Origin of the sequence: Marinovum sp., from assembly GCF_034669705.1 — a bacterium.
Taxonomy (GTDB): Bacteria; Pseudomonadota; Alphaproteobacteria; order Rhodobacterales; family Rhodobacteraceae; genus Marinovum.
This window is the reverse complement of record NZ_JAXMOR010000047.1, coordinates 1-23,454: the sequence shown is the minus strand read 5'-3', so window position 1 is coordinate 23,454 and position 23,454 is coordinate 1. Positions and strand designations below refer to the sequence as shown.

Sequence of the window (23,454 nt, the reverse complement as noted above, 5' to 3'; positions counted from 1 at the left end):
AAGCTGAAAAATAGCTGAGATCACAATTCTGGCGAAGGTTTCGTTGGATCGCTACCATCGAATTTTTCCTCTGCTGCAGCAGGGTCCGGCTCTTCCGAAGTGCTATGTTCTGCCTTGCGCTGGAATGGTTCAGCATAACGCTCGCGACTGTGTTGCCGGATTGCATCAATCTCGTTTTTTGTGCTGCGCGGAAGTTTCTCCAGCACGAAAAAGGGAAAGCTGATCGGCACGGCCCGATCGGTCAACCCGCGCACATATGTTGCGAACGTCCCTTTCGGCTGGCGATGGATGGTATCGGGGTCGGAGGACATCTGCCCCGCCAAGGCGCGGGCGTCTCGTGCTGAGACGCCACCTGCAAGCTTGATAGAGGTATTGGCCTCGAAAGCCTCTTGAAGCCCGTTTGAAAGCTGTCCGAGATACTGGTGCGCCATCACCATGCCAACCTTGTATTTGCGGGCTTGGCTCAGGATCACGCCAATGTTCTGGTCAAAATAATCCTGCGCCTCGTCGATATAAACTAGGGACGGCAGACGATCTTGGTCCGGCAGCGTGGCGCGCTCCTGTGCTGCCTGGGCAACCAGAGCGATGAAGAACCGGCCGAATATCTGGGTGCCCTGCTCCTTCAACAGCGACTTGCTGGTGTTGATCAGGATCAACTTGCCAGCGTTCATCTCGGTGAACATGTCGAACTTCGATTGCGGGTGAGAAAACATCCGTTCGAAGGTTTGATTCTCCAGCACGCCGTAAAGGCGGCGCAGAACTTGGGTCTTAGTACTGGCGAATTCCTTGCTGTCGAATTCGGTCTCGAAGAACCGGCGCGGCGTCCCTTCGAGCCTGGCGATCTGGTCACGGTATTTCTCGGTGCCGCCCGGCTCCATCAACTCGCGCAGCGTGTGGATGGTGGCGTCGGGGATATGGAACATTAACCGAGTGACATAGCGGAAGACCACGCTTTGCTTGGCCGTCATACCCGCCGACAAGAGCGAACCCAGCACGAAGTCGTAAAGCTCGATTATGGAATTGGTCAGACGCTCGCGCTCCAGATCGCCGTAATCTGCAAGCCGGTCCTGACCGACCGAAAAAAGGTTGAGGCTGACCGGGTAGCCGATGTCCTCCGGATCGATCAGAACGATCCGCTCAGGTGGCAATGTGCGGGCGCGCAGCAGGTTGCCAATCAGGTCACCCTGGCTGTCGATCACGATGACCGTCTTGTCACCCCGTGCGACCTCTTCGAGATCCCTTGCGATGAAATACTGCAGGGTCTGAGACTTTCCGTGGCCGGAGCCGGCGACGATATGCGTATGCTCGAACCGCCGTGTCTTCGGTATCTCAAAGGGCGTGCGCAACCGAAAGAGCTCCTTGAGCCGCGTGCCCTTGAGGAAAACCTCGACAACGTCGTCGCCCTTGTAGTCGCGGGGGAAGGTCGGTCGGCTACGGTGGGTGCTACTCAGATTGGCATCCAACCGTTCCCTGAGCGACTTGAAGTGCTGATAGTCATTGTCGGCAAAGAACGGCGCAATGACGGCTTCGACAGCCTGCCCAAGCGGGTGCAAAAATTGCGTGACCTCAACCAGAACGTCCCCCTCGATCGGCGGCACCGCCTGCGCAATTGTGGCCAGGCTTCGCGAGATTGCATCGAGCGCGGCCAGGACCATGACCCGGTCATTCCGGGCTTGTCCGAGCCGAGCCAGCCGGTCTCGGTACCGTGCCCCCTCTACAGTGTTGCAGAGCGCCGGAAGCGGCGGAATTTCCGGCATCAACCCTTCATCGCCGAGGATCGCCCGACCAATGTGCAGAAGCTGCACCCGTAAAGGTTGTGGCACATCCGGCGGCCAGTGGCGCATGAGGCCATCGTCGATCTCCGCCTCGGTCAGCTGCGCCTGTCCAGCGAGTGCATGCCGGTAAAGAGTCTCGGTCTCGTCGCGAGCCAGCCGTTCCAGACGAGCGGGGCTTTGACGGTAGAGGCGAATACCAACATAAGTCGGGATCGCAACGAGCGCGATCGGGGTCAACACGATTGTCAGCAGCAGGACCAGGGCCGTGGCAATCGACAGAAACAGCAACCCGTCCGCGATATCGTGGCTGCTGCGCGCCATCAGAGCTCGATCACTATGCCGCTTCCGGTCTCTGCGTTGTCACCAAGCCAAAGCTTCATCTGCTGCAGCATGAGCAAGAGATCCTCTTCGTAGATCTTGGCTTTCGACGGCGTGGCGCAGAGAAAATGATCGGCGCGCCCATCCATCAGATGCTCAACGCGCAATTCGAATTTCTCGTCCCGATCATCGTTGCGTGCCGTGGCCGGTCTACGGTCGACCAACTTGGTCTTCTGAAGGTTTCGCTGCCGGATGATCTGCTTTTCTTCATGGGTGAAGGCCACCGAAAGCGTCACTTCGTAGTAAGTTATCTTGAAGATAAGCCCCTTGCGGACCGTGTCGTGTGAAATCGAAACGCGCATCGGGTCATCCAGTTCAGGCAGTAAGGGCGGGTGCGGTGGGTTCAGTTGCGAAAGCAAGTGAAGTCACGGCGATTAAAACTGCAGTTTGGTTCAGATATGAGCCGCCATGCTCTTTGATGTTTCCCCATACAAGACCCCCATACGGGATGGGGGCGCCATATGGGGGTCAGGAGCGCTTGAAACTGGCGCTGAGATCCGCCGGAGCGACTTCAACCGGATCGGGTTTCGGGCGCGACAGTTGCGGCTCCGCCGGCAGAAAGCGGCCAGCTTCGTCAATCGCGGCTTGTGCCGCTTCAAGGGTTGCGTAAGTCCGGGCTTTGACCTCGTATCCGGCATCTACGATTCGGATCCTCTTGGTCCGGTAGATGATCGTATCACCTGGCACATACCCATGCGCAGGCGCCGCGACCGGCGGTTTTGTCGCGTCCGACGCGGCTCCCGGCTCATAGGTCGCACTGCCTGCAGGCCTAGCCTCCGGAGGGGCCGCCTGCTGCAAAGCGACAAAGCTTTGGCTCAGGGCAGCATCCTGTTTGAGCGCCTGTCTGGATACGTCCAACTGGTCGCGTGCGATCTTCAGCATTTGCTGGGTATATTCTGCCGTATCGACACCGGCGCGACCAATTTGTACCAGCGCCAAGGAAAGGAATCCAAGAAACGCCAAGATGAAGCCCGGCATCGCGGCAACCAATCCCGCCATTCCGTTGCCTCCTCCGCCGAAGCTACTCATCTGTCTGACAACGGCCCCGGCCCCAATGGCCAGAATAATTCCAACTATAATTCCGCACCACGCCAAAAATCCGAGAAAGGTCAACAGACCTCGAGCTGCTTCATAAGACTTCATCTGCCAAATCTCCTTATCAATATCCAGTAGGCTGCAACTCTGGGGTGCGGCCTGTCAAACGAAAGAGCGTACTCGTAGTCTTGCGGGGTACTAGCGCTAGGGGTCAGATTTCAGCAGTCCGGCATCGAGTATGAGGGCCAGCGCCTCGAAAAAGATCAGGCGGTAAGCTTCCTTTTTCCAAATCGGCGGGTGCTCAGGCAGGAGTTGTGCCAAGACCGGAAAGCCCTCTGCGAAGGCCGCAGCCTGATCGTAGGCATTGTCATGAAGTCGGCGGCGGCGAATGACGATATTGAGGAGGTCGGCCTCCTGTCCGATGACAACGAACGCACGGAGGATACGAAGTTGACGGCCTCGCTTCTGACCCGCTTGATTCGGGTTTTCAGTGACCAGTACATCGGGACGGTACTCACCGATCCAGCGCTGCAGTTTCTTCCCCGCCTTTTCTGTCGATGTCGCCGCGGAGCGTGATCCCTTCCAGATGATCAGTTCACCACGATCAACCACCACACACCCGAGGCGACCGCTGCGAACCGCGACACCCAGGATGCGCTCCGCGCTACCGGCCATCGTGACGTGGATTGGTTTCTAATCGCGTGGCCAGACCCTCGAGAAATAATTGACGCGCCAGGTGATCGCAGTCGTCCTCCGGCAGCTTTGGAACGGAGGGCAACTTCTCGCGCAACCGATCGCGTGCGTCACCGACGCAGGTGGCGTAGAAGTTCTCGAAGGTCTTGCCGAACAGTAGCTGCAGGCAGCAGATTTCCTCGACAGTCGGTGGCCGATCCCCGCGTTCAATGCGTCCGAATATGGTGGCACTTACGCCGAGGAGAAGCGCGCAGTCCTCTTGGCTAAGCCCTGATTTCAGGCGCATGGATTTCAATTCTAAAATGAACTCGTGATACATGGAAAATGAACTAAGTGAGTAACGCGCTCATCATAAACGATGCCGGTTTCCCGCAGTAGCACCGCCGGTCTGCGCTTCCTGAAAACGGGTGGTGCCTGGTGCTCGGATCTGGAGTGCCGGGTAGGTCCACGAGCGGAAGGCTGGCGCCCTCCGCGCGAGCACACCCGAGCCCCCGGAGGCACCACCCGTTTTCAATCCTGGAATGTCTCCATTTTCGCCGATTTCGGCACCCCGCGCAAGTCCAGCCCGACTGCGAGGCCCGCATCCGCACCGACGACAGAGAAGGCCCGCCGATCACGGCGGGCCTATTGATAATCAGCGGATTTGCCGGTCTACGCGCGAGGCAACGTCCGTGTGTGCCAGCAGGTCAACGCACTCCTTTCGGTTGAGAACACCTCGCCCTTGGCGATCTGATTTGGATGACTGGCCACGGCAGCGCGTCAATATTCACTGGCCATCATGACTGTCAGCACCCGGTGTGTACAAGTCGGGTTGGCCGCATCGCGGGAGTGCTGCTGCAGTTCCAAATCGAAGTAGTCGATCTTGAAGAAGAGCTTCTGTCCGTCGATTTCGAAGGCCCCGAAATCATGCTCTTCGTGTGGATCGTTGTCTTCATAGAAGCCGTCAAACTCCCTGGTGGCTTCGATTGCCTGCTGCACAAAAGCGTCACCTTCTGCTTGCACTCCGGCGGTCATGACGATGGTGGCGTGATCAGCTTGCCCCCGCCGCAACAGGTCGTTGAGACGCCGAATCCGCGACTTCCGGAAATCCTCGTCCAAGCGCCAGTCCGGAACGCCGGTCTGGCCGCAATATTCACAGCTGAAGTGATCGAAGATCGCCTTCACGGTCCATTCCTGGCAGGCCATGCTCCACTCCGCCCAAGCGTCTCGGACCACTTTTCCAGATCCACAAACCTGACAGATCGGATAGGCGCCGACCAAATCCCATACTTGGGTTTTCTTGGTCCCCATGTTGTTTCTCCTTCCGTAGGGTGGCCGCCCGAAAGGCTTTCAGGCGCACCCCTCGAAAGGAGAGAAAGAACGATCTATTATTATTGTTCAGAGACCGAGCATCGGCTGCAACTCCCCCCAATCTGCGGAATCCGCAGGTGCCACTCGCAGAGAAGGGCCACTACTCACACTGGGCCAGCAAAGTGAGAATTGGCAGCATGACTTTTCTTCTGGACAACCCCACATTCCTCGGCCTGGCTTACTCGCGCCATGGCGACCGCCCCTTTGCAATTCAGCAAACGGATCGGCTCTTGCATTGCTATACCGTTGGTCAAACGGGCGTGGGCAAAACGACCCTGCTTCAGCGCATGGTGGAGCAGGATTATCAAGCCGGTCGCGGCTTTTGCCTCATCGACCCGCATGGTGATTTGGCGAAAGCCCTGTTTGATCGCTGCCCTGAGGCACTCTATTGGAACGTTTCCGACCCGGCCTCTCCTTTTGGATACAACCCGCTCACCAAGACCTCTCCGTCGCTCCGCCCACTGGTGACCTCAGGTCTGATCGATGCGCTCAAGAAGCAGTGGGCCGATGCTTGGGGGGTGCGCATGGAGCATTTGTTGCGCCATGCGGTTCTTGCACTGCTTGATTTCCCCAATCCCGATCTGCGGGATATTCCGCGCATGTTTCTGGACCGTGTCTTCCGGGTTGAGGTTCTTGGCCATGTCAGCGACCCGCAGGTCCGTCGGTTCTGGACCGAAGAATATCCGGCGATGAACTACAAGAACGCCGCAGACGGTTTTGCTCCGATCGCCAACAAGCTCGGGGCGTTTCTGTCTCACCCAGTGTTGCGCACGGCGCTTTGTGAGCCAAAGGAACCGTTGCGCTTTCGCCAGATCATGGAGTCAGGTCAGGCGCTGATCATCAACCTCGCCAAAGGACGACTAGGCTCGGACCTGTCAAATGTCATTGGCGGCCTGCTGGTGTCCAGCCTGACCCATGCCGCCTTTTCCCGCCAGGACATATCGGAGAACAGGCGGCGACCGTTCTTTCTCTACGTCGACGAATTTCACGCCTTCACCAGCGAAGCCTTCGCCGACATGCTATCGGAAACACGCAAATACAAGCTGGGCCTCGTGCTCAGCCAGCAGCACACTCAACAGACCACCGCCCCTGTCTTTGCTTCGGTCCTGGGGAATGTCGGGACGGTGATCGTATTCCGCGTCGGCGCTTTGGATGCCCCGGTCCTGGCAGCGCAACTGGGCAGGATCGAGCCGCGCGTTCTAACCGTGCAACCGAACTATCGCGCCACCGTCCGGATGATGCTCGACAACGCTCCAAGCCCGGCGTTTTCAATGACAACACTTCCGCTCGCATGCGGCACCTGCAGCTGAGCCCCACTTTTGCGTTCGCGGGTGTCCGGTATCCTGAAACCATGACTGAAAATGAACATCTACATCGCCATATCGACCTTTGCCGCCGAATGCAGCATCGCATGCTGACCGATGGTACCTGGCCGTGGGGCGAAGAGACGGAGTCGCCAAATCCTGAGATTATGGTAGAGTCTGAGGACCTAAACGACGTCACATGAAATCGTGCTTTGGATATATTCGAGTGTCCACCCAGAAGCAGGGCGAAGGGGTTTCACTCGACGCGCAAAAGACTGCCATCACGGCCTTTGCGAGTCAGAACGATCTCACGGTCATAAAATGGTTCGAGGAAAAGCAGACCGCGGCCAAGGGCGGTCGGCCGATCTTCAACCAGATGCTGCGGCAACTGCGCAAACACGCTGCCAAGGGCGTGATCATCCACAAGATAGACCGGGCTGCCAGAAATGCCCGGGACTGGGTCATGTTCGCCGAGTTGCCCGATATCGGCATCGACGTGTACGTCGCCACCGAAAGTCTGGACTTCCGATCCCGCGGTGGACGGCTGACCGCCGAGATCCAGGCCGTGATCGCCGCTGACTACATCCGCAATCTGCGCGAGGAAACGATCAAAGGGCTCAACGGCCGCCTGGGCCAGGGCCTCTACCCCTTTCGCGCGCCAATTGGCTACCTGGACAACGGCCGCGGCAACCCGAAGACGCCCGATCCGTTAAAGGCGCATCTTATCAGGGAGATGTTCGATCTCTATGCCAGCGGACGGCACTCGCTCCGCACACTTCAGGCCGAGATCACCCGCCGCGGCTTGCGCAATTTGAACGGCCGCCCTCTGACGCTGCACGGCGTGGAGACGATCCTGAACAATTCGTTCTACACCGGGGTGATTACCATCGCCCGCACCGGAGCCTCCTACGACGGCGTGCATGATCCGATCATACCTGCGAAGCTCTTCCACCGCGTGCAGGATATCAAGTCCGGCCGCTCGGGGCCAAAATGCACGCGCCACAATCACCTGTTCCAGGGTCTGTTCCGCTGTGGCTTGTGCCGAGGCCCGATGTCTCCCGAGCTGCAGAAAGGACGCTGCTATTACCGATGCCAGCGCAGAGGGTGCCCCACCGCGACCATCCGAGAAGACCGGCTGGAGGACGCCATCAGGTTTCGGCTGGGCCAGCTGCAGATCAAACCCTCAGCAGCGAAGAAATTGGAGACCGCGTGGATGTCCAAGGGTGCCGAGACTGCCACCGAGGACATGGCGAAGGCGCTGCGCCTCCAGATCGCCGACGAAGAGGCACGACTGGAGCGGCTCACCGACTTGCTGCTCGATTCCACAATCGACAGGAACACCTACCGGGAGCGGCAGCGGTCCGGAAAACTGCGGCTGGTTGAGCTGCGCGATGAACTGGAAAAACTGCCCAATGCGGAGAAGATCGCGCAGCGCCGCCGTGACTTTCTCGAACTGGTGAAAACCCTTTGTTTGCTTTACGAAAACGCCAATCTGGCGGAAAAACGCGAAATCGTCGAAAACGCCTTCTCGAACCGCTTGGTCGCCGGAAAATACGTCGATCTACAGCCATATAAGTGGCTTGTGTCGCACGATTCCGCCTCAAGCGTCTTGGAATGTGACCCAGAGCGACACAGAGATACAGATTTGCCGGGTGTCACCGCGGGGGTCCAGAATCTCGAACTTATTTTGAACCTCAAGAACCGCGCCATTGATGATGACAAACCGTTGTGCCGACTGACTTCAGGCGTGCCCGCATAGGAGACTGGCGCACGGGTCCCATTTGGTATCTTTCTCTTGGCCTTTGCAAATCCGATCCAATTTTGTACAGATTACCAAAAGGAGTTCGTGTGTCCCTCCTGCTTCTCGTCGCCTTACCTTTCCTGGGCGCGCTTTTGCCCGGTTTGATGAACTCGGCGGGGCGCACTGCTTGCGCCGGCGTGACATTGACTGTCTCATTGGCCGCTTTCATTGGCTTGTTGACCAATCTGCCTGCAGTATTGGCGGGCGAAGTGGTGACAGCGCAGATCGACTGGATGCCGTCGCTGGGTCTCAACGTCACGTTGATGCTGGACGGGCTGGGCTTTTTCTTTGCGCTGCTGATTTTGGGCATCGGCCTGTTGATCATTGCGTACGCCCGGCACTATCTGAGCCGTGACGACCACATAGGAGAGTTCTTCACCTATCTGCTGCTATTTCAGGGTGCGATGGTGGGTGTGGTTTTGAGCGATAACATTCTGCTCTTGCTGATCTTCTGGGAGCTGACCTCGCTATCATCCTTCCTGCTGATCGGCTATTGGAAGCATATGCCGAAAGGCCGGCAAGGGGCCCGGATGGCTTTGATCGTCACGGGGTCTGGCGGGCTGGCGATGATCGGTGGGATGCTGATCCTCGGCCAGATTGTCGGCAGCTATGATCTCAGCGTGATCCTGCAGAACCGCGCCCTCATCCAGGCCGATCCATTGTATGGGCCGGCGCTGATTCTGATCCTGCTGGGCTGTTTCACAAAGTCGGCGCAGTTCCCGTTCCACTTCTGGTTGCCGCACGCGATGGCGGCACCGACGCCTGTTTCCGCCTATCTGCATTCGGCCACGATGGTGAAGGCAGGCATCTACCTGATGGCGCGGATGTGGCCGGTACTCTCGGGCACGGAGGAATGGGTGGTGATCGTCACCACCGCCGGGTTGGTCACCATGGTGCTGGGCGCGGTAATTGCGCTGTTCAAGCATGACCTGAAGGCGCTTTTGGCGTTCTCGACCGTCAGTCATCTGGGGCTGATCACCATGCTTCTGGGCACCGGAACCGCTTTTGGCGCCATGGCGGCAATGTTTCACATTCTCAACCACGCAACCTTCAAGGCCGCGCTGTTCATGTCGGCCGGGATCATCGACCACGAGGCCCATACCCGCGACATCCGCCGCCTAGGGGGCTTGCGCCGTTTGATGCCAGTCACCTTTGTGATCGCGACGCTAGCGGCGCTGTCGATGGCGGGGATACCTCTGCTGAACGGGTTCCTATCCAAGGAAATGATGCTGGACGAAGCCTATCAGACGGCTCTTTTCGGAGTACCCTGGCTGGTTCCGGCGCTGGCAACGCTTGGGGCGCTGATTTCTGCCGCCTATTGCTTCCGGCTGATCGGTCACGTGTTTCTGGGACCGGTCCGCGACGATTATCCGGCCCGCCCGCATGATCCCAACCCAGGGATGTGGCTGCCGCCGGCACTGCTGGTGGTGCCGGTGGTGGTGATCGGCGTGGCGCCTTACCTCGCCGAACCCTTTGTCAAGCTCGTGACCGCCTCGGTGCTGGGCGGAGCGACGGAGTTGCCAGACGTCCACTTCAAGATTTGGCACGGGCTGGTGCCAGCGCTTTATATGTCTGTGATCGCCGTTGCCGGCGGTCTGATCATGCTGGCGGTTTTCAATCCTTCGCTGCGGCTTTGGGATGCGGTGCCGAGGCCAGAAGCCAAGGTGATTTTCGACGCCATGGTCGCGACCGCCGTCCGGCTGGCCCAGAGGCTGATCCTGCCAGTCCACAATGGCGCCTTCACCCGTTATGCCGCCATCGCCACTGTGGTGATCCTTGCCGCAGGCTTTCACGCCTGGAGCACGGGAACGGTCGGTCTGCAGACCCGTGCCCTGCAACCGGCCGGCCCGGTGACCATCGCCGGCTGGCTGATGCTGGTGGCGGCGGTTGGCGCTCTGGTGCTGATGCACCGCAATCGGCAATTGTCGCTCATCCTGATCGGGATTGTCGGCCTGATGGTCTCGATCGGGTTCGTGTTCTTCAGCGCACCCGATCTGGCGATGACGCAATTCACCGTCGAGGTGGTGACGATCATCCTGCTCCTTCTGGCGCTGAATTTCCTGCCGAACCGCACGCCGGTTGAGAGCACGGTTCTGCGCCGGGTCCGCGATGCCGGCGTCGCCATTGCCGGCGGTCTGGCGACCTTTGCTCTGGCCTATTACTATCTCTTGCGCGACGCGGTCGGCACACCGATTTCGGAGTTCCATCTGGCAAATGCCTACAAGGGCGGCGGCGGCACCAATGTGGTCAATGTGATCCTCGTGGATTTCCGCGGGTTTGACACCTATGGCGAGATCATCGTGCTGGGTATCGCAGCCCTGCTGATCTATGCGTTGACCGAAACTCTGCTGCGCGGGCCGGTACGGGCGCGACTGCTGAACCGCCAGCCCGACCAGCCGCGCGCCGGCGATGTACATCCGATGATGATGGTTGTGCTGACCCGGGTGATGATGCCGGTGATCCTCTTGGTCGGGTTCTACATCTTCTGGCGCGGCCACAATGAACCGGGGGGCGGATTCATCGCCGGCCTGATCGTCTCTATCGGGGTTGTGATGCAATACATGGCCAGCGGCTTTGCCTGGACCTCGGCGCGTCTGAAGTACCCCTACCACGGGGTGATCGGGTCCGGCGTGCTGATCGCCGGCCTGACCGGCATCGGCTCGTGGTTCGTGGCCAATCCGTTCCTCACCTCGGATTTCACCTATGTCCGCATTCCACCTTTCGAGAAGTTCGAACTGGCCACCGCGGCGCTTTTCGATCTCGGCGTGTTTCTGGCCGTAGTCGGCGCGGTGATGCTGTCACTGGAAAGTTTCTCGCGCCTTGCGCGGCGCGCGCAGACGCCCGAGAGCGAATATCCGATGGATATCGATCCCTCGCGCGAGGATCCGCTGGTGGCCAAGGCCGTGTCAGTCAGGGAGGGCGACTGAATGGAATTGCTCGTCGCGTCTGCCATTGGCATCCTGACCGCCGGGGGCCTCTACCTGATGCTGAGGTTGCGCACTTTTCCGGTGATCCTCGGCATGGCGCTGCTGACATATGCAGTCAATGTGTTCCTGTTTGCCTCCGGCCGCCTGACCGTCTCGGCGCCGCCGATCCTGCGCGACGGCGTCAGCAACTATGCGGATCCGCTGCCGCAGGCGCTGGTGCTGACCGCCATCGTGATCTCATTCGGCATGACCGCTGTGGTGGTGATGATCGGCCTCGGGGCATTTCTGGGATCGGAAGATGACCATGTGAATGATGTGCCAGAGGCTGCGGACAATCACGCCGAAGGCAGATCATGACTCATTGGCTCATTGCCCCTGTCATTCTGCCAGCCATGCTCGCAGCCTTCATCGTGCTGGCCGCGCGTCACCACATAGTCATTCAGCGCGCCGTCTCGGTCGCCGGCATGTTGATGCTGGGGGGCATTGCGCTGGGGCTGGCGGTGCAGGTTTCTGACGGGTCGATCCTGCTCTACCAGCTCGGCGACTGGGCGGCGCCGTCTGGCATTGTGCTGGTTGGCGACAGGCTGTCGACGGTGATGGTCCTGCTGACGGCGGTGCTGGGGCTGTTCGTGCTGCTCTATGCCATCGGGTCCGGATGGGACAACCACGGCCGGCATTTCCACGCGCTCTTCCAGTTCCAGCTTATGGGGGTGATCGGGGCGTTTCTGACCGGTGACCTCTTCAATCTCTTCGTTTTTTTCGAGGTATTGCTGATCGCCTCATACGGCCTAATGATCCACGCCGGCGGCAACGCGCGGCTGCGGGCTGGCGTGCAATACGTGCTGTTCAACCTCATCGGCTCGACGCTCTTTCTCTTTGCGCTGGGGTCAATCTATGCCGAGACCGGCACGCTCAACATGGCCGATCTGGCCAGGCGCGTTGCCTTGATCGGGCCTGAGGATACGGTGGGCATTCGCGTTGCTGCGGTTCTGCTGCTATTGGTGTTTGCCATCAAGGCTGCACTTGTGCCGCTGCATTTCTGGCTGCCGTCCAGCTATGCCGAGGCGCCGGCGCCGGTGGCGGCGCTGTTTGCGATCATGACGAAGGTCGGGGCCTATGCGATCATCCGGATCTATACGCTGGTGTTTCCGCCAGAGCTTTCCGTCACCGCCAGGCTGCATGACCTCTGGCTGCTGCCAGCGGCCCTGCTGTCGCTCAGCATCGGGATGATCGGCGTGCTGGCGGCGAAACGGCTGGATCGGTTGGTGGCCTTCTCGATCATCGGGTCGATGGGCATGGTGATGGTGGCGATCTCGCTCTTAAACCCTGCCAGCATCGCCGCGGCCCTGTATTATATCGTGCATTCGACCCTCGCCGGCGCGCTGTTGTTCCTGATTGTCGACCTCGTGCGCACCGGTCGGGCCAACCTCGACCTGACGCCGCAGCCGCCAGTCGCCGGAGCTGTCCTGACCTCGGGGCTCTTTCTGGTGGGGGCGATCGCCATGGCGGGCCTGCCGCCGCTGTCGGGCTTCATCGGCAAACTGCTGGTGATGCAGGCAGCTTACGGCACGAGCCTCGTGGTCTGGATCTGGGTCATCGTTCTGGCCACCAGCCTGATCGCCGTGGTCGGATTTGCCCGCGCTGGCAGCGTCCTGTTCTGGAAGGCCCAGTCTGTCGCGGCGGCGGAAAATGCGATGCCGATGCAGCGCCCGTCTGCGCTGTCTTATGCTGCCGTCGGCGGGCTGATTGCGCTTCTGGTCGCCCATACGGTCTTTGCCGGGCGGATACAGGTTTACACCGCCGCCATCGCCACCCAGCTATTTGCGCCAGAGCGCTATATCTCGACGGTGCTGAACACGTCCGGCAAGCTGAGCGAACAAAAGAAGGACCCGTAACATGGGACGTGCCTTGCAATGGCTGCTACCGCATCCGTTTCTGACGCTGCTTCTGGCAGTGGTTTGGACGCTTCTGCAGAACGAGGTCTCTCCCGGAATGGTGGTCTTTGGCATCATCCTCGGTATCGTCATTCCATGGGGGACCTCGGTCTGGTGGCCAGACAATCCAAAAGGCTTTCGGCCGGGCAAGATGTTGGCCTATTGCGTCATGGTGATGTGGGATATTCTGGTCGCCAATGTGCAGGTGGCATGGATTGTCATCTCGGTGCCGAATGCCAGGCTGAAGCCCGCATGGATCGTGGTGCCGCTGGAATTGCGCAAGCCCGAAGCGATCACGCTGCTTGCTGGGACCATCACCCTGACCCCGGGCACCGTCTCGGCGGACCTCTCTGACGAGGGGCACAGCCTGCTGGTACATGTGCTGCACACCGACGACCCCGATGGCGTGCGCGACGAGATCAAGACCCGCTACGAGCGCCGGCTGAAGGAGATCTTCTCGTGACGGCAGCAACCGGACTTCTGGACATCGCACTGGCCATCGCCTTCGGCGCGCTGGCCCTTGGTCAGATCCTTTCGATGGTGCGGCTGGTGTTGGGGCCAACGCCGGGCGACCGGATCTTCGCGCTTGATACCATGGTGATCAACGCTCTGGGTCTGGTGATCGTGCTCGGCATCCAGTTGGGGGTGCAGATCTACTTCGAGGTCGCGCTGCTGATTGCCATGCTGGGCTTTGTCTCGACTGTTGCACTGGCGCGCTTTATTCTGCGGGGGGATATCATCGAATGACCGGTCAGATCATTGCAACCTATGTTGTCGCGCTTTGCCTGCTGATCGGAGCGGGGTTCGTCTTGGTGGGGGTGATCGGGCTACTAAAGTTCAATGATCCGATGACCCGTCTCCATGCCCCTACAAAGGTGGGGACCATGGGGATCGGCATGCTGCTTCTGGCCTCGATGATCCAATCCGCCATCCAAGGCGAGCCCTCGATGCATGAACTGCTGATCATGGCGTTCCTGTTTGTCACGGCTCCAATTTCTGCACACTTCATTGCGAAGCTTAGCATTCATAGTAGCACCTGCGACTTGCCCCCGTCCCCGCCACGCGACGACACCTGGTCGACGTTGAAGACCATGGAGATAATCACCGAAGTCGACCCGTGATACTGTCGACCACACACCAAATTTGGCGGACGAGAATCGAGCTAAAACCCACGCTGGGCCCGTTATATTCCCGCGATTCATGTGACTAAAAAGAGACTAAACAGTCTTTTCCACCTAAGGAACGGCACGTAAACCTTTGTTATAATTGGTACCGCCTGCCCGGTTCGAACGGGCGACCTCTTGATCCACAATCAAGCGCTCTAACCTACTGAGCTAAGGCGGCACTGGCAGGCGGAATAGCTCTGACCCGCGTCGATTGCAAGCCGTTTGCGGTGAAAAATTTGCCGCCGAGGCTCACAAATCGATCTGCCAGTGCACCTCTTCCAGCGCGACGCCAAAGCGGGTGACCGGCCGGCTTTGGGTCAGCTGCCAGCCGGTGCGGGCATAGAGCGCGCAGGCGGCGGCGTGGCTGCGGTGGGTGGCCAGCACCATGCGCCGATAGCCGGCCGCGCGGGCAAAGCCCATGCACCGCCCCAGCATCCAGCGCCCCAGGCCCTGCCCCCGCGCCTGAGGCAGCAGCAGAAACAGCCGCAAGCGCGAGGTCTCCGCATCCTCGCAGGTGCAGAAGATGCTGCCCAGCCGCTGCCCGTTGCGCCAGGCAATGAAACCCCGCTCGCGGGCCGGGTCATGACTGGCGAGGAACGCCGCCAGCACCTCCCCCACCAGACCCTCGAAACTGCCGTCGAACCCCTCGTCGCGGGCATAGAGCCGGCCATGTGCGCGGGTCAGCCAGTCCACATCCTCTGCCCGCAGGCGCCTGAGCCCGACCTCTTGCATCTCTTGCCTTTCCTGCCTGCCTCCTGTAGCCCGAGCCAGCCTCGCCAGAGGCGGCCAGAAGGAGGCTCACATGGGTATCAATTCCGAACGCGACATCGAGGCCAACCTGCAGATCGGCCCCACCGATGCCGGCATGGTGCGGCTTTTCGTGGCGGCCGACGGTGGCATCGAGATTCCGATGGATTTCGAACCCGACGAGGCGCGCGAGATCGCCGAAGAGATGATGGCCGCTGCCGCCGCGGCCGAAAAGGCGGGCAAGCGCCGCTGAGGCCTCACATCTCGATCCGCGCACCGGGATCGCGCAGCGCCTGAAGCCGCCGCGCGGCATGGGTGGCGAAACACTGGATCATCTTCTTGCGCCGCGCCGGCGCGAGCCTGCTCTCCTCGCCCATCCGCAGCACCTCGGCATCATAGCCGTCAGCGATGATCAGCCCGCTGCCCTCCGGCAGCAGATCGATCGGAAACTCCGCATCCACGGCCCAGAAATAGCGGTCGCACCACTCAAGGTAGCCCTGCCACTTGCGGTCGGTCATGTAATCGCTGCGCGAGGATTTGCACTCGATCACCCAAAGCTCGCCCTTGAGGCCAAGCGCCATGACATCGACGCGCAGACCGCGGGTCACCACCAGCTCCTCGACGGTGACGAACCCCAGGCTCGTCATGTGGCGGCACACCCCGCGCGCCAGAAGCTGGCCGGGCATGAGATCGGGGGCAAGATCGGATCGGATCGCGTGGCTCATGCGGCCAATTCTGGAACATAACACGAACGTTGGCAATCCCCCACGGCGCGGACGTTGCCAAATCCGCGCGAGCCCATATTTTCAATGTGATAAACCTCGAGGACACCATGGCCACAGAGACCGAACTGACCGAAGCGCAGGCGCGCGGCGTGCGCTATGCGCGCGAATTGCAGGGCCATCTGGGCTGGCTCGACACCTTCTCGGGCACCGCTCTGGGCGTGCTGGCGGTGGCCTCGGGGATCTACACCTACCTCGGGGTCTCGTCGTTGCTCGATGAGAACGGCGCCATGTCGGTCTTTGCCGCCATCGCCTATTCGGTGGCGGTGTCGGTGGGCATCTTCGTCTTCTGGTCCTACATGATGCGGCTGTTTCCCGCCGTGCGCACCGCCCAGGCCCGCATCGGGCTGTTGGCGGCCATGGGGCTGGGCTCGCTCGCCATCGTCGCCATGTCGTCATGGCTCAACGCCGCGGCGCTGGCCGGCTCGGCCGCGGTCGAGCAGCACCTGGCCGAGACCGTGCAGCGCTACCAGACGTCTCTGGAACGCGCCCACGAGGTGGCGCTGACCGGCCAGGCGCTGGAACGCGATGTCGCAAGGGTGCGCCAGGGCTTCGAGGATCTCTCAGAGCAGGAGGCCACCGGCAACCTCTCGGGGCTTGCGGGCCGCGGCGCGGTGTTCCGGGTGCTGCGGCAGAAATCCGAGGAGCTGGCCGCGCTCGAGGCGCAGATCGCCGCCCAGACCCCGCGGGTCGAGGCCGCCTTCACCCAGGGCAACGCGCTGCTCAGCCGGATGCGCGCCCTGACGGTCGAGCCCGGCGCGGTCGAACCGCGCTCGGTCGAGTTCTCCGAGCTGGCGGTCGAGCTGCAGGGGCTGATCACCCAGCTTCGACAGCTCTCGGTGGCACCGCTGGTGGAACGCGCGGCGCAGGATCTTTCGGCTTCGGTGGTGCTGCCAGAGCTCGACAGCACGACCGAAGCCGGCCGCAGCGATCAGGCCGCCACCATCACCTCTGTGCTGGACGTGCTGGTGCGCCGCGCCGGCACGCTGGAGAGCGCCGCGCGCGACGTCCGCACCCTGGCGCCGCCGCCAGAGGTGTCCTACGCGCCGATCTCCTCGGCCGATGCGGTGATCCTCTATGCCGGCAATTTCGTGCCCTCCTGGGCCGGGGCGATCGCCATCGACCTGTTGCCGGCGGTGCTGGTCTTCATCCTCGCCATCACCCATGCGGCGATCCGCTCGGGCCGCGAGGGCGCCGCGGTCGAAGACACCCTGACCCTGGCCGAGCTGCGCGCCGCGCTGGCCGCGGTGCGCGATGTCGAAACCGCAATGCGCCAGAGGCCCGAGCCCGCGTCCGAGCCCGCCGCCGCAGCAGAGGCGCCCCCGCCCCAACCACAGGCCGCGCCGCCCATCGCCCCCGGACCCGTGCCGTCCGAGGCGGCCCGGCCCGAGGAAACCGCCGGCAAGATCCACCCACTCACCGGCAAATCGACATGAGCACCGGCAGCCCGGTCGCCCGCATCCTCACCGGCGTGCTGATCTTCCAGCTGGGCATCGGCGCGCTCTTGGTGCTGGGCGATGTGCAGCAGGGCGGGCTGCGCCTGCCCAAGCTCTGGACCGACACGCCGCGACTTTCGGAACCGGTCCGCCCGGGCGACCAGCGCCGGGTCTACGACCCACGCCGCGACCGCCCGGCCAACCCGCCGCTGCGCGATCCCGGCGACCTGCCCGAACGGCTGGTGCTGACCCCGTCGCAGAACACCACCTGGCGGCTCGAAGGCACCATCGCCGAGGGTGACGCCGCGCGCATCGCCGATCAGCTCGCCGAGGCCCGGACCCCGCCGGAGACGCTGATCCTGCAGTCCCCCGGCGGCGCGGTAACAGAGGCGCTGGCCCTCGGCCGCGCACTGCGCGCCCGCGGCATCGCCACCCGGATGCTGGCCGGCGAATTCTGCTACTCGGCCTGCCCGTACCTGCTGGCCGGCGGCACCACGCGCGAGATCGATCCGCAGGCCTCGGTCGGCGTGCACCAGCACTACTTCGGCGAGAACTCCCTGATGCCGGCCTTCGTCGCTGTCGAGGACATCCAGCGCGGCCAGAGCGAGGTTATGACCTATCTCGACGAGATGGGCATCGACCCCTTGGTAATGCGCCATGCCCTGGCCACGCCGCCGGACGAGGTCTACCTGCTGCTGCCCGAGGAACTCACCCGCTACAGGCTCCACAGCGCGGCCGAGCCCTGATCCCCGGTCTTCTTCTGTTCAAAAATACCCTCGGGGGAGTCGCCAGAGGCGACGGGGGCAGCGCCCCCAACGAGGCCTCCGCCCCCGAAGAGCCCCGCAAACTATTTCCCGCACCCCCCTTGTCGCGGCTCCGTTCAGGGCCTATCTCGCGTGGAGGCGGGTGCTGCCCTTCTCGTGTACGGTTGCATTCCGGTGGCCTTAAGCAATTCCGAGGGAGCTGGCTCTGTCCTGGTCCTGGCCTGGTTACCTGGCGCCCACCTGTATATACAGGTCCTCGGGAATGAGATAACCCCACGGTCGCGTTTGCGGGCCCGCCTATTATATTCCCCTCGCTTAACTGAGATCGTAGGGTGCATGTCGCATGCGCCCCGGTCCGTCCTTGTGTTGGCCCACCAAAAGGTGTCGCGACATGAAAAAAGGTGCGCAGAACCTGCGCACCCTCCGGGTCACTCAATGCGCCGCTGCGGCCGGCTCAGATCTTCCGGCGCGGTTTCGACACCGGCACCCGCACGGGCGCATATTCGCGCACCGGCGCCCGCAGACCGCCGCCCGGGGTGTCGTCGTCGTCGTCACGCAGGTTCACCGAGGAAAGGCCGAACTGCACCGCGCTCAGCACCAGACCGCAGACGACCCAGAGCACGAACAGCGCGATCAGCCCCGGAAACCCGCCAGAGGCCAGCTGCGTCAGACCGGCAATGTCATAACCCAGAAGCATCCCCACCAGCACCGCAGAGGCCAGAAAACCCACCAGAAGGTGGCTGCCGTTCCGTCGGATCAGTTTCGGCAACCGTGACTTGCGCATGTGCATCCCCCAATCGGCGCCGCAACAGGGCAGCGCTTCGGGGATCAGCATACAGGGAATTGCGCCAAAGCGATATGAAAACTCGCCGCGACGCACGGTCACACGGGTGTTTTTCGGCTCAGAACGCCTCTGGCCGGGCCTCGCGTGCCATGTGATCGAGCACCGCGTTGACGAATTGCGGCTCCTTCCCCTCCGGAAAGAAGGCGCCGGCCACGTCGACGAACTCCTTGATCACCACCCGCGGCGGCGCCTCGCCCTCGACCAGCTCGGACCCGGCGGCGCGGAACAGCGCCCGCAGCACCGGATCGATTCGCGCGATCGGCCATTTCGCCACCAGCGCCCGGTCGGTCATCTGGTCGATCCGGGCCTGATTGTTGACCGCATCCGCCACCAGCTGGCCGAACAGGTTCACATCGCCCTCGAGCATCTCGTCACCCTCGTAGACCGCGCCGAAGCGGTGCTCGATGAACTCATGCGTCACCGAGGGCACGGTCTGACCGCTGGCCTCCATCTGAAACAGCGCCTGCACGGCATAGAGCCGGGCGGCGGATTTCATCTTGCGCTTCTGGTTGCCCGACAGCGCCTTGGGGGCGGAGGCTTCGGTCTCGTCACTCATGAGGTTGGGGTGCTCTTCATCTCGCCGGCTATCTGATACTCGTCGCGCGCCGGGCGGAATCCCACGCCGTCACGCGAAGCGCCCCATTTACGGCTGAGCGCGATCAGATGCAAGGCCGCAGCCGCCGCCCCGCCACCTTTGTTGCCACGGGCCGGATCGGCGCGCACCTCGGCCTGTTCCATGGTCTCCACCGTCAGGATCGCGTTGCCGATGCAGAGCCCCTGCAGACCCAGCAGGGTGATCCCGCGCGAGCTGTCGTTGCAGACCGTCTCGTAATGGGTGGTCTCGCCGCGGATCACGCAGCCCAGCGCCACATAGCCGTCAAAGTTGCTCATCCGCTCGGCGATGCCGATCGCCGAGGGCACCTCGAGCGCGCCGGGCACCTCGATGACGTCCCATGTGCCGCCGGCGGCCTCGATCTCGGCCTTGGCGCCGGCCAGCAGGTTGTCGGCGATCGCCTTGTAATAGGGCGCCACCACGATCAGCAGTTTCACCGGCTTGTCGAACGCCGGGCGCGGCAGGATGTAATGGGTCTCGGCTTCGGCCATCTCGTCTTACTCCGTGATCGGGCGGGTGCCCACGATTTCAAGCCCGTAGGCATCAAGGCCCACATAACGCGTCGCCTCGTGGTCGCTCAGAAGGACCAGCTTGGACAGCCCCATGGTCGAGAGGATCTGGCTGCCCAGACCGATTTCGCGCACGGTCCGGGGGCCCTCTTCGGTGTCGTCGCGCAGCACCTGCGCCTGCGGGTTGCGGAACAGGCAGACCACGCCCCTGCCCTCGGCCGCGATGATCTCCATCGCCCGGCGCAGCTCGCCGGAATTGCCGATCCCCAGCACGTCCTCCAGCGCCGAGAGCGCATGGGTCCGCACCAGCACCGGCTCGGGGGTGGTGATGTCGCCCTTGGTCAGCACAATATGCTCGACGCCTTCGGTCAGGTCGGTGAACACCCGCAGGGTCCAGTCGCCGCCAAAGGCCGAGGTCACCTGCTGCGTCGCGGTTTCCTTGACCAGATTGTCGTGCCGCCGGCGATAGGCGATCAGGTCAGAGATGGTGCCGATCTTGAGCCCGTGCTTCTGGGCAAAGGCCACCAGCTCGGGCAGCCGCGCCATGGTGCCGTCTTCGTTCATGATCTCGCAGATCACCGCCGAGGGGTTGAGGCCCGCCAGCCGGCTGACATCGATCGAGGCCTCGGTATGGCCGGCGCGCACCAGCACGCCGCCATCGCGGGCACGCAACGGAAACACATGCCCCGGCGAAGCGATGTCGGAGGCGGTGGAGCCGGAATCGATCGCCACGGCGACGGTGCGCGCCCGGTCATGCGCCGAGATGCCGGTGCTGACGCCTTCGCGCGCCTCGATCGAGACGGTAAAGGGGGTCTCGGTGCGCGAGGCATTGTTGGTCACCATCGGCGGCAGACCCAGCGCATCGACCCGCTCGCCCGGCAGCGTCAGGCAGATCAGCCCGCGGCCATTGGTGGCCATGAAGTTGATCGCATCGGGCGTCGCCATCTGCGCGGGGATCACCAGATCGCCCTCGTTCTCGCGGTCCTCGTGATCGACGAGGATGAACATCCGGCCGTTGCGGGCCTCGTTGATGATCTCCTCGACCGAGGAGATCGCCGCGCTCCAGTTCTCTTCGACCGGACCCGGGGTCACATATTCCATGGCACGCCTCCTGAATTCTGCCCGCCGGGATAAAGGAGGCCGCGGCGATTGGAAAGGCCAAGCCGCACCGCCGGGTGCGTCAGACCGGATCGGCAGTGAATTCCGCGGCCTTGTGGCTGCCGTCGCAGAACGGCTTGTTGCCGGACTGGCCGCAGCGACAGAGCACCAGCTTGCCCGCCTGTTTCACCCGCCGCCCGGTGCCGGTGGTCACCTCGGCCGGACCGATCAGCACCAGCGGGCCGTTCTCGCGGCAGGTGACCTGCAGCGGGCCGGGCGCCTCGGCTGCGCCCTCGCCCTCTGCCGGCTCGCCGGTGGCCCGGAACCCGCCCTCGGCGTGGCTGTGGTCGCAGAACGGCTTGGTCTTCGACAGCCCGCAGCGGCAGAGCGTGGCGCGCTGCAGGTGGTCCTCGCCGATCTGCAGGTCGCCCGCCACGGCCAGCGGGCCGTTTTCCCAGACCGCGACGCGGTTGATCGCAGGCGGGGTCTCGGCCCGACCGCCATCGCGGCGCTCATAGCTCAGCGCGCCGGAAGGACAGGTGCGGATCATCGCCGCGATCTCCTCGGCCGGGGCGGCATCCGGATCGACCCAGGGGCGGCGCGTCGGGTCGAAGACCTGTGGCAGCTTGAGGAAGCAATTGCGCGCATGGATGCAGCGCGACATGTCGAAGGAGATCGCGATCTCGGCTCCGTCATAGGTTCTGGGCTTGGGCATGGCTGATCTCCGGTCAGTCGAAAATATCCTCGATGACGTCGAAGGCCTCCTCGAGAAACCAGCCCACGCCACGTTTCTTCGGTTTCTTCTTTTTCTTGCGCCGCAGGCTGTCGCCGCGCTTTTGCTCCCAAAGCGGATTGGGCGTCGCCCCGCGGCGCCTGTCCTGCTTCGCTCTGTCGTGCTTCGGCCGGTCGTGCGTCGGCCAGCCCGCCTCGGCCCGCGGCTGTGGCACCTCGGCGCGTGGCCCCGGCATCATCTTGAGGTCATGCAGCGGCGCGCCGCACCCCTGGCAGCTCAGCTCGTGGCGGGTCTTGCCGGTCAGGATCAGCGCGGCGCGGGTGCCGCAATAGCAACATGTGGCGATCTTGGTGCCCTGCGGCATCGACATCCTCCGTGGCGATCTGCCCTCAACCTAAGCACCGGGCGGCGAAATGTAAGGTTCAGCCGCGCTCGAGACTGGCATAAAGCGCCACCGCCGCGGCATTGGAGACATTGAGCGAGCCGAAGGCACCGGCGAAGTCGATCCTGACCAGCGCGTCGCAGGTCTCGCGCGTGCGCTCGCGCAGCCCCGGCCCCTCGGCCCCCAGCACCAGCGCCACCGGCCGGTCAGCCCGGTCCGCAAGCGCCTGTTCGATGGTCTGCTCTGCCTCGCCGGCGAGCCCCAGCACGATATAGCCCATCTCCTGCAGCGCGATGATCGTGTCGGCGAGGTTGCGCACCCTGAGATAGGGCTGACGCTCCAGCGCGCCGCTGGCGGTCTTGGCCAGCGCGCCGGTCTCAGGCGCGCTGTGGTGGCGCGGCGCGATCACCGCCCGGGCGCCAAAGACCTCGGCCGAGCGCAGGATGGCGCCGACGTTATGCGGATCGGTCACCCGGTCGAGCAGGATCAGCCGCTGCGCCCCCGGCCCGTCGGCCAGCGCCACGTCCTCGAGCGCGCCCCAGGCCAGCGGCTTGACCTCGAGCGCCGCGCCTTGGTGCACCGACTGCGGATCGAGCGGCGCGTTGAACTTGCGCGGATCGACCTCTTCGGCCGCGATGCCGCTTGCGGCAATCGCCGCCTCAAGCTTGGCGGCGGCATTGCGTGTCACGATCAGCCGCAGCTTTTCGCGCGCCGGGTTTTCCAGCGCGTCGCGCACCGCGTGGATGCCAAACAGCCAGACGGTCTCCGAGGCCGCCGCCCGCTTGGCCTGTTCCTTTTCGACGACCCACTTTGGCTTTTTCATCGCACTTCCCTTCGCCTGTGGCGACAATGGCCGCCCGCGCCGCGTGACGCAACCCGCCCCTTACCGGTGGCAAATGCCGCCCGCAAGAAAAGATGCGAGGCCGCGATTTTTCCCGGATTTCCGGCTTGACCTCCCCCGGCCCCATCATTAATCAGCCCCACACAGTGGGCGACAGGCCGCAAGGTGTGGCAGGGGACTGTAACTCCCTCGCGGAGACGCACGCCTGGTTCGATTCCAGGGTCGCCCACCATTTCCTCCATCACACACCGCCGCGTCACGGCAGCGCTTGCGCCCGGGGCAGCCGATCGATCCCCCGGATCGATCCTGCGCATCATGCAATGTGGCAGGGGCCACCTGCGG

General features: G+C 62.7%; 26 protein-coding genes and 2 tRNA genes. 12 read left to right on the top strand and 16 right to left on the bottom strand.

Annotation, left to right across the window (positions count from 1 at the left end; genetic code table 11):
- Positions 1 to 20 precede the first annotated feature (20 nt).
- From VOI27_RS21720 to VOI27_RS21695, 6 genes are all read right to left on the bottom strand, one after another.
- Entirely contained in the window at positions 21 to 2,096 is a 2,076-nt protein-coding gene (locus VOI27_RS21720; RefSeq protein ID WP_323768507.1) for a type IV secretory system conjugative DNA transfer family protein, read from the bottom strand.
- Positions 2,096 to 2,455 (bottom strand): hypothetical protein, encoded by a 360-nt coding sequence (locus tag VOI27_RS21715; RefSeq protein WP_323768505.1) that lies wholly within the window; start codon positions 2,453 to 2,455, stop codon positions 2,096 to 2,098. Before VOI27_RS21715 ends, VOI27_RS21720 begins: the two co-directional genes overlap by 1 nt.
- Positions 2,456 to 2,621: 166 nt before the next feature.
- Entirely contained in the window at positions 2,622 to 3,296 is a 675-nt protein-coding gene (locus VOI27_RS21710; protein ID WP_323768503.1) for a hypothetical protein, read from the bottom strand.
- A gap of 96 nt (positions 3,297 to 3,392) precedes the next feature.
- Complete coding sequence (locus VOI27_RS21705) at positions 3,393 to 3,863, bottom strand: hypothetical protein (protein ID WP_323768501.1); 471 nt, start codon at positions 3,861 to 3,863, stop codon at positions 3,393 to 3,395.
- Entirely contained in the window at positions 3,853 to 4,200 is a 348-nt protein-coding gene (locus VOI27_RS21700; RefSeq protein WP_323768499.1) for a helix-turn-helix transcriptional regulator, read from the bottom strand. The genes VOI27_RS21705 and VOI27_RS21700 overlap by 11 nt, the downstream gene beginning before the upstream one ends.
- A gap of 440 nt (positions 4,201 to 4,640) precedes the next feature.
- Positions 4,641 to 5,171: a DUF3768 domain-containing protein gene (locus tag VOI27_RS21695; RefSeq protein ID WP_323768497.1), complete on the bottom strand. Its 531-nt coding sequence runs from the start codon at positions 5,169 to 5,171 to the stop codon at positions 4,641 to 4,643.
- A 197-nt stretch (positions 5,172 to 5,368) separates the two neighbouring features.
- Between VOI27_RS21695 and VOI27_RS21690 the strand changes: the two genes are divergently transcribed.
- From VOI27_RS21690 to VOI27_RS21655, 8 genes are all read left to right on the top strand, one after another.
- Entirely contained in the window at positions 5,369 to 6,541 is a 1,173-nt protein-coding gene (locus VOI27_RS21690) for a hypothetical protein (RefSeq protein ID WP_323768495.1), read from the top strand.
- 193 nt (positions 6,542 to 6,734) lie between these two features.
- Positions 6,735 to 8,294 carry a recombinase family protein gene (locus tag VOI27_RS21685; protein WP_323768493.1) on the top strand — a complete coding sequence of 520 codons (1,560 nt, stop codon included), beginning with the start codon at positions 6,735 to 6,737 and terminating at the stop codon, positions 8,292 to 8,294.
- 89 nt (positions 8,295 to 8,383) lie between these two features.
- Positions 8,384 to 11,263, top strand: a complete 2,880-nt coding sequence (locus tag VOI27_RS21680) for a monovalent cation/H+ antiporter subunit A (protein WP_323768529.1) — start codon at positions 8,384 to 8,386, stop codon at positions 11,261 to 11,263.
- Positions 11,264 to 11,620, top strand: a complete 357-nt coding sequence (locus VOI27_RS21675) for a Na+/H+ antiporter subunit C (RefSeq protein WP_323768491.1) — start codon at positions 11,264 to 11,266, stop codon at positions 11,618 to 11,620.
- The gene (locus VOI27_RS21670; RefSeq protein WP_323768489.1) at positions 11,617 to 13,158 is read left to right on the top strand and encodes a monovalent cation/H+ antiporter subunit D; all 1,542 of its coding nucleotides are present in this window, start codon (positions 11,617 to 11,619) and stop codon (positions 13,156 to 13,158) included. Before VOI27_RS21675 ends, VOI27_RS21670 begins: the two co-directional genes overlap by 4 nt.
- Before the next feature lies 1 nt (position 13,159).
- A complete protein-coding gene (locus VOI27_RS21665; protein WP_323768487.1) occupies positions 13,160 to 13,660 on the top strand; it encodes a Na+/H+ antiporter subunit E in 501 nt (166 codons plus the stop codon).
- Entirely contained in the window at positions 13,657 to 13,944 is a 288-nt protein-coding gene (locus VOI27_RS21660; RefSeq protein ID WP_323768486.1) for a K+/H+ antiporter subunit F, read from the top strand. Before VOI27_RS21665 ends, VOI27_RS21660 begins: the two co-directional genes overlap by 4 nt.
- On the top strand, positions 13,941 to 14,318 hold the full coding sequence (locus VOI27_RS21655; protein ID WP_323768484.1) for a Na+/H+ antiporter subunit G: 378 nt from the start codon (positions 13,941 to 13,943) through the stop codon (positions 14,316 to 14,318). The genes VOI27_RS21660 and VOI27_RS21655 overlap by 4 nt, the downstream gene beginning before the upstream one ends.
- 146 nt (positions 14,319 to 14,464) lie before the next feature.
- On the opposite strand, the gene VOI27_RS21650 is transcribed toward VOI27_RS21655, so the two are convergent.
- Together VOI27_RS21650 and VOI27_RS21645 are read right to left on the bottom strand one after the other, a co-directional pair.
- A tRNA-His gene (locus VOI27_RS21650) sits at positions 14,465 to 14,541 on the bottom strand.
- Between the two features lie 71 nt (positions 14,542 to 14,612).
- Complete coding sequence (locus VOI27_RS21645; RefSeq protein ID WP_323768482.1) at positions 14,613 to 15,095, bottom strand: GNAT family N-acetyltransferase; 483 nt, start codon at positions 15,093 to 15,095, stop codon at positions 14,613 to 14,615.
- 70 nt (positions 15,096 to 15,165) lie between these two features.
- Between VOI27_RS21645 and VOI27_RS21640 the strand changes: the two genes are divergently transcribed.
- Positions 15,166 to 15,363 (top strand): DUF6324 family protein, encoded by a 198-nt coding sequence (locus VOI27_RS21640; protein WP_323768480.1) that lies wholly within the window; start codon positions 15,166 to 15,168, stop codon positions 15,361 to 15,363.
- A 4-nt stretch (positions 15,364 to 15,367) separates the two neighbouring features.
- Here the strand turns inward: VOI27_RS21640 and VOI27_RS21635 are convergent, their stop codons facing one another.
- Positions 15,368 to 15,835 carry an MmcB family DNA repair protein gene (locus VOI27_RS21635; protein ID WP_323768478.1) on the bottom strand — a complete coding sequence of 156 codons (468 nt, stop codon included), beginning with the start codon at positions 15,833 to 15,835 and terminating at the stop codon, positions 15,368 to 15,370.
- Between the two features lie 107 nt (positions 15,836 to 15,942).
- Here VOI27_RS21635 and VOI27_RS21630 point away from each other — a divergent pair, with 107 nt between their 5' ends.
- Both VOI27_RS21630 and VOI27_RS21625 read left to right on the top strand, forming a co-directional pair.
- The gene (locus VOI27_RS21630) at positions 15,943 to 17,328 is read left to right on the top strand and encodes a hypothetical protein (RefSeq protein ID WP_323768476.1); all 1,386 of its coding nucleotides are present in this window, start codon (positions 15,943 to 15,945) and stop codon (positions 17,326 to 17,328) included.
- Complete coding sequence (locus VOI27_RS21625) at positions 17,325 to 18,074, top strand: hypothetical protein (protein WP_323768474.1); 750 nt, start codon at positions 17,325 to 17,327, stop codon at positions 18,072 to 18,074. Before VOI27_RS21630 ends, VOI27_RS21625 begins: the two co-directional genes overlap by 4 nt.
- Before the next feature lie 472 nt (positions 18,075 to 18,546).
- Here the strand turns inward: VOI27_RS21625 and VOI27_RS21620 are convergent, their stop codons facing one another.
- The 7 genes from VOI27_RS21620 to rlmB form a co-directional block, all read right to left on the bottom strand.
- A complete protein-coding gene (locus VOI27_RS21620; protein ID WP_323768472.1) occupies positions 18,547 to 18,876 on the bottom strand; it encodes a hypothetical protein in 330 nt (109 codons plus the stop codon).
- Between the two features lie 118 nt (positions 18,877 to 18,994).
- Entirely contained in the window at positions 18,995 to 19,492 is a 498-nt protein-coding gene (gene nusB, locus VOI27_RS21615) for a transcription antitermination factor NusB (RefSeq protein WP_323768469.1), read from the bottom strand.
- Complete coding sequence (locus tag VOI27_RS21610; RefSeq protein ID WP_323768467.1) at positions 19,489 to 20,040, bottom strand: 6,7-dimethyl-8-ribityllumazine synthase; 552 nt, start codon at positions 20,038 to 20,040, stop codon at positions 19,489 to 19,491. The genes nusB and VOI27_RS21610 overlap by 4 nt, the downstream gene beginning before the upstream one ends.
- 6 nt (positions 20,041 to 20,046) lie before the next feature.
- Entirely contained in the window at positions 20,047 to 21,159 is a 1,113-nt protein-coding gene (gene ribB, locus VOI27_RS21605; protein ID WP_323768465.1) for a 3,4-dihydroxy-2-butanone-4-phosphate synthase, read from the bottom strand.
- Positions 21,160 to 21,238: 79 nt separating this feature from the next.
- Positions 21,239 to 21,871, bottom strand: coding sequence for a CDGSH iron-sulfur domain-containing protein (locus tag VOI27_RS21600; protein ID WP_323768463.1), 633 nt, complete (start codon positions 21,869 to 21,871; stop codon positions 21,239 to 21,241).
- 13 nt (positions 21,872 to 21,884) lie between these two features.
- A complete protein-coding gene (locus VOI27_RS21595) occupies positions 21,885 to 22,253 on the bottom strand; it encodes a hypothetical protein (RefSeq protein ID WP_323768461.1) in 369 nt (122 codons plus the stop codon).
- Positions 22,254 to 22,311: 58 nt separating this feature from the next.
- Entirely contained in the window at positions 22,312 to 23,094 is a 783-nt protein-coding gene (rlmB, locus tag VOI27_RS21590) for a 23S rRNA (guanosine(2251)-2'-O)-methyltransferase RlmB (protein ID WP_323768459.1), read from the bottom strand.
- Between the two features lie 166 nt (positions 23,095 to 23,260).
- Between rlmB and VOI27_RS21585 the strand changes: the two genes are divergently transcribed.
- Positions 23,261 to 23,344: transfer RNA gene (locus tag VOI27_RS21585), tRNA-Tyr, on the top strand.
- The last annotated feature ends 110 nt before the right edge of the window (positions 23,345 to 23,454 follow it).

Coding starts and splice junctions, on each gene's coding strand:
- VOI27_RS21720 (WP_323768507.1), bottom strand. CDS start 2,096: ATGGCGCGCAGCAGCCACGATATCGCGGACGGGTTGCTGTTTCTGTCG.
- VOI27_RS21715 (WP_323768505.1), bottom strand. CDS start 2,455: ATGCGCGTTTCGATTTCACACGACACGGTCCGCAAGGGGCTTATCTTC.
- VOI27_RS21710 (WP_323768503.1), bottom strand. CDS start 3,296: ATGAAGTCTTATGAAGCAGCTCGAGGTCTGTTGACCTTTCTCGGATTT.
- VOI27_RS21705 (WP_323768501.1), bottom strand. CDS start 3,863: ATGGCCGGTAGCGCGGAGCGCATCCTGGGTGTCGCGGTTCGCAGCGGT.
- VOI27_RS21700 (WP_323768499.1), bottom strand. CDS start 4,200: ATGTATCACGAGTTCATTTTAGAATTGAAATCCATGCGCCTGAAATCA.
- VOI27_RS21695 (WP_323768497.1), bottom strand. CDS start 5,171: ATGGGGACCAAGAAAACCCAAGTATGGGATTTGGTCGGCGCCTATCCG.
- VOI27_RS21690 (WP_323768495.1), top strand. CDS start 5,369: ATGACTTTTCTTCTGGACAACCCCACATTCCTCGGCCTGGCTTACTCG.
- VOI27_RS21685 (WP_323768493.1), top strand. CDS start 6,735: ATGAAATCGTGCTTTGGATATATTCGAGTGTCCACCCAGAAGCAGGGC.
- VOI27_RS21675 (WP_323768491.1), top strand. CDS start 11,264: ATGGAATTGCTCGTCGCGTCTGCCATTGGCATCCTGACCGCCGGGGGC.
- VOI27_RS21670 (WP_323768489.1), top strand. CDS start 11,617: ATGACTCATTGGCTCATTGCCCCTGTCATTCTGCCAGCCATGCTCGCA.
- VOI27_RS21665 (WP_323768487.1), top strand. CDS start 13,160: ATGGGACGTGCCTTGCAATGGCTGCTACCGCATCCGTTTCTGACGCTG.
- VOI27_RS21655 (WP_323768484.1), top strand. CDS start 13,941: ATGACCGGTCAGATCATTGCAACCTATGTTGTCGCGCTTTGCCTGCTG.
- VOI27_RS21645 (WP_323768482.1), bottom strand. CDS start 15,095: ATGCAAGAGGTCGGGCTCAGGCGCCTGCGGGCAGAGGATGTGGACTGG.
- VOI27_RS21640 (WP_323768480.1), top strand. CDS start 15,166: ATGGGTATCAATTCCGAACGCGACATCGAGGCCAACCTGCAGATCGGC.
- VOI27_RS21635 (WP_323768478.1), bottom strand. CDS start 15,835: ATGAGCCACGCGATCCGATCCGATCTTGCCCCCGATCTCATGCCCGGC.
- VOI27_RS21630 (WP_323768476.1), top strand. CDS start 15,943: ATGGCCACAGAGACCGAACTGACCGAAGCGCAGGCGCGCGGCGTGCGC.
- VOI27_RS21625 (WP_323768474.1), top strand. CDS start 17,325: ATGAGCACCGGCAGCCCGGTCGCCCGCATCCTCACCGGCGTGCTGATC.
- VOI27_RS21620 (WP_323768472.1), bottom strand. CDS start 18,876: ATGCGCAAGTCACGGTTGCCGAAACTGATCCGACGGAACGGCAGCCAC.
- nusB (WP_323768469.1), bottom strand. CDS start 19,492: ATGAGTGACGAGACCGAAGCCTCCGCCCCCAAGGCGCTGTCGGGCAAC.
- VOI27_RS21610 (WP_323768467.1), bottom strand. CDS start 20,040: ATGGCCGAAGCCGAGACCCATTACATCCTGCCGCGCCCGGCGTTCGAC.
- ribB (WP_323768465.1), bottom strand. CDS start 21,159: ATGGAATATGTGACCCCGGGTCCGGTCGAAGAGAACTGGAGCGCGGCG.
- VOI27_RS21600 (WP_323768463.1), bottom strand. CDS start 21,871: ATGCCCAAGCCCAGAACCTATGACGGAGCCGAGATCGCGATCTCCTTC.
- VOI27_RS21595 (WP_323768461.1), bottom strand. CDS start 22,253: ATGCCGCAGGGCACCAAGATCGCCACATGTTGCTATTGCGGCACCCGC.
- rlmB (WP_323768459.1), bottom strand. CDS start 23,094: ATGAAAAAGCCAAAGTGGGTCGTCGAAAAGGAACAGGCCAAGCGGGCG.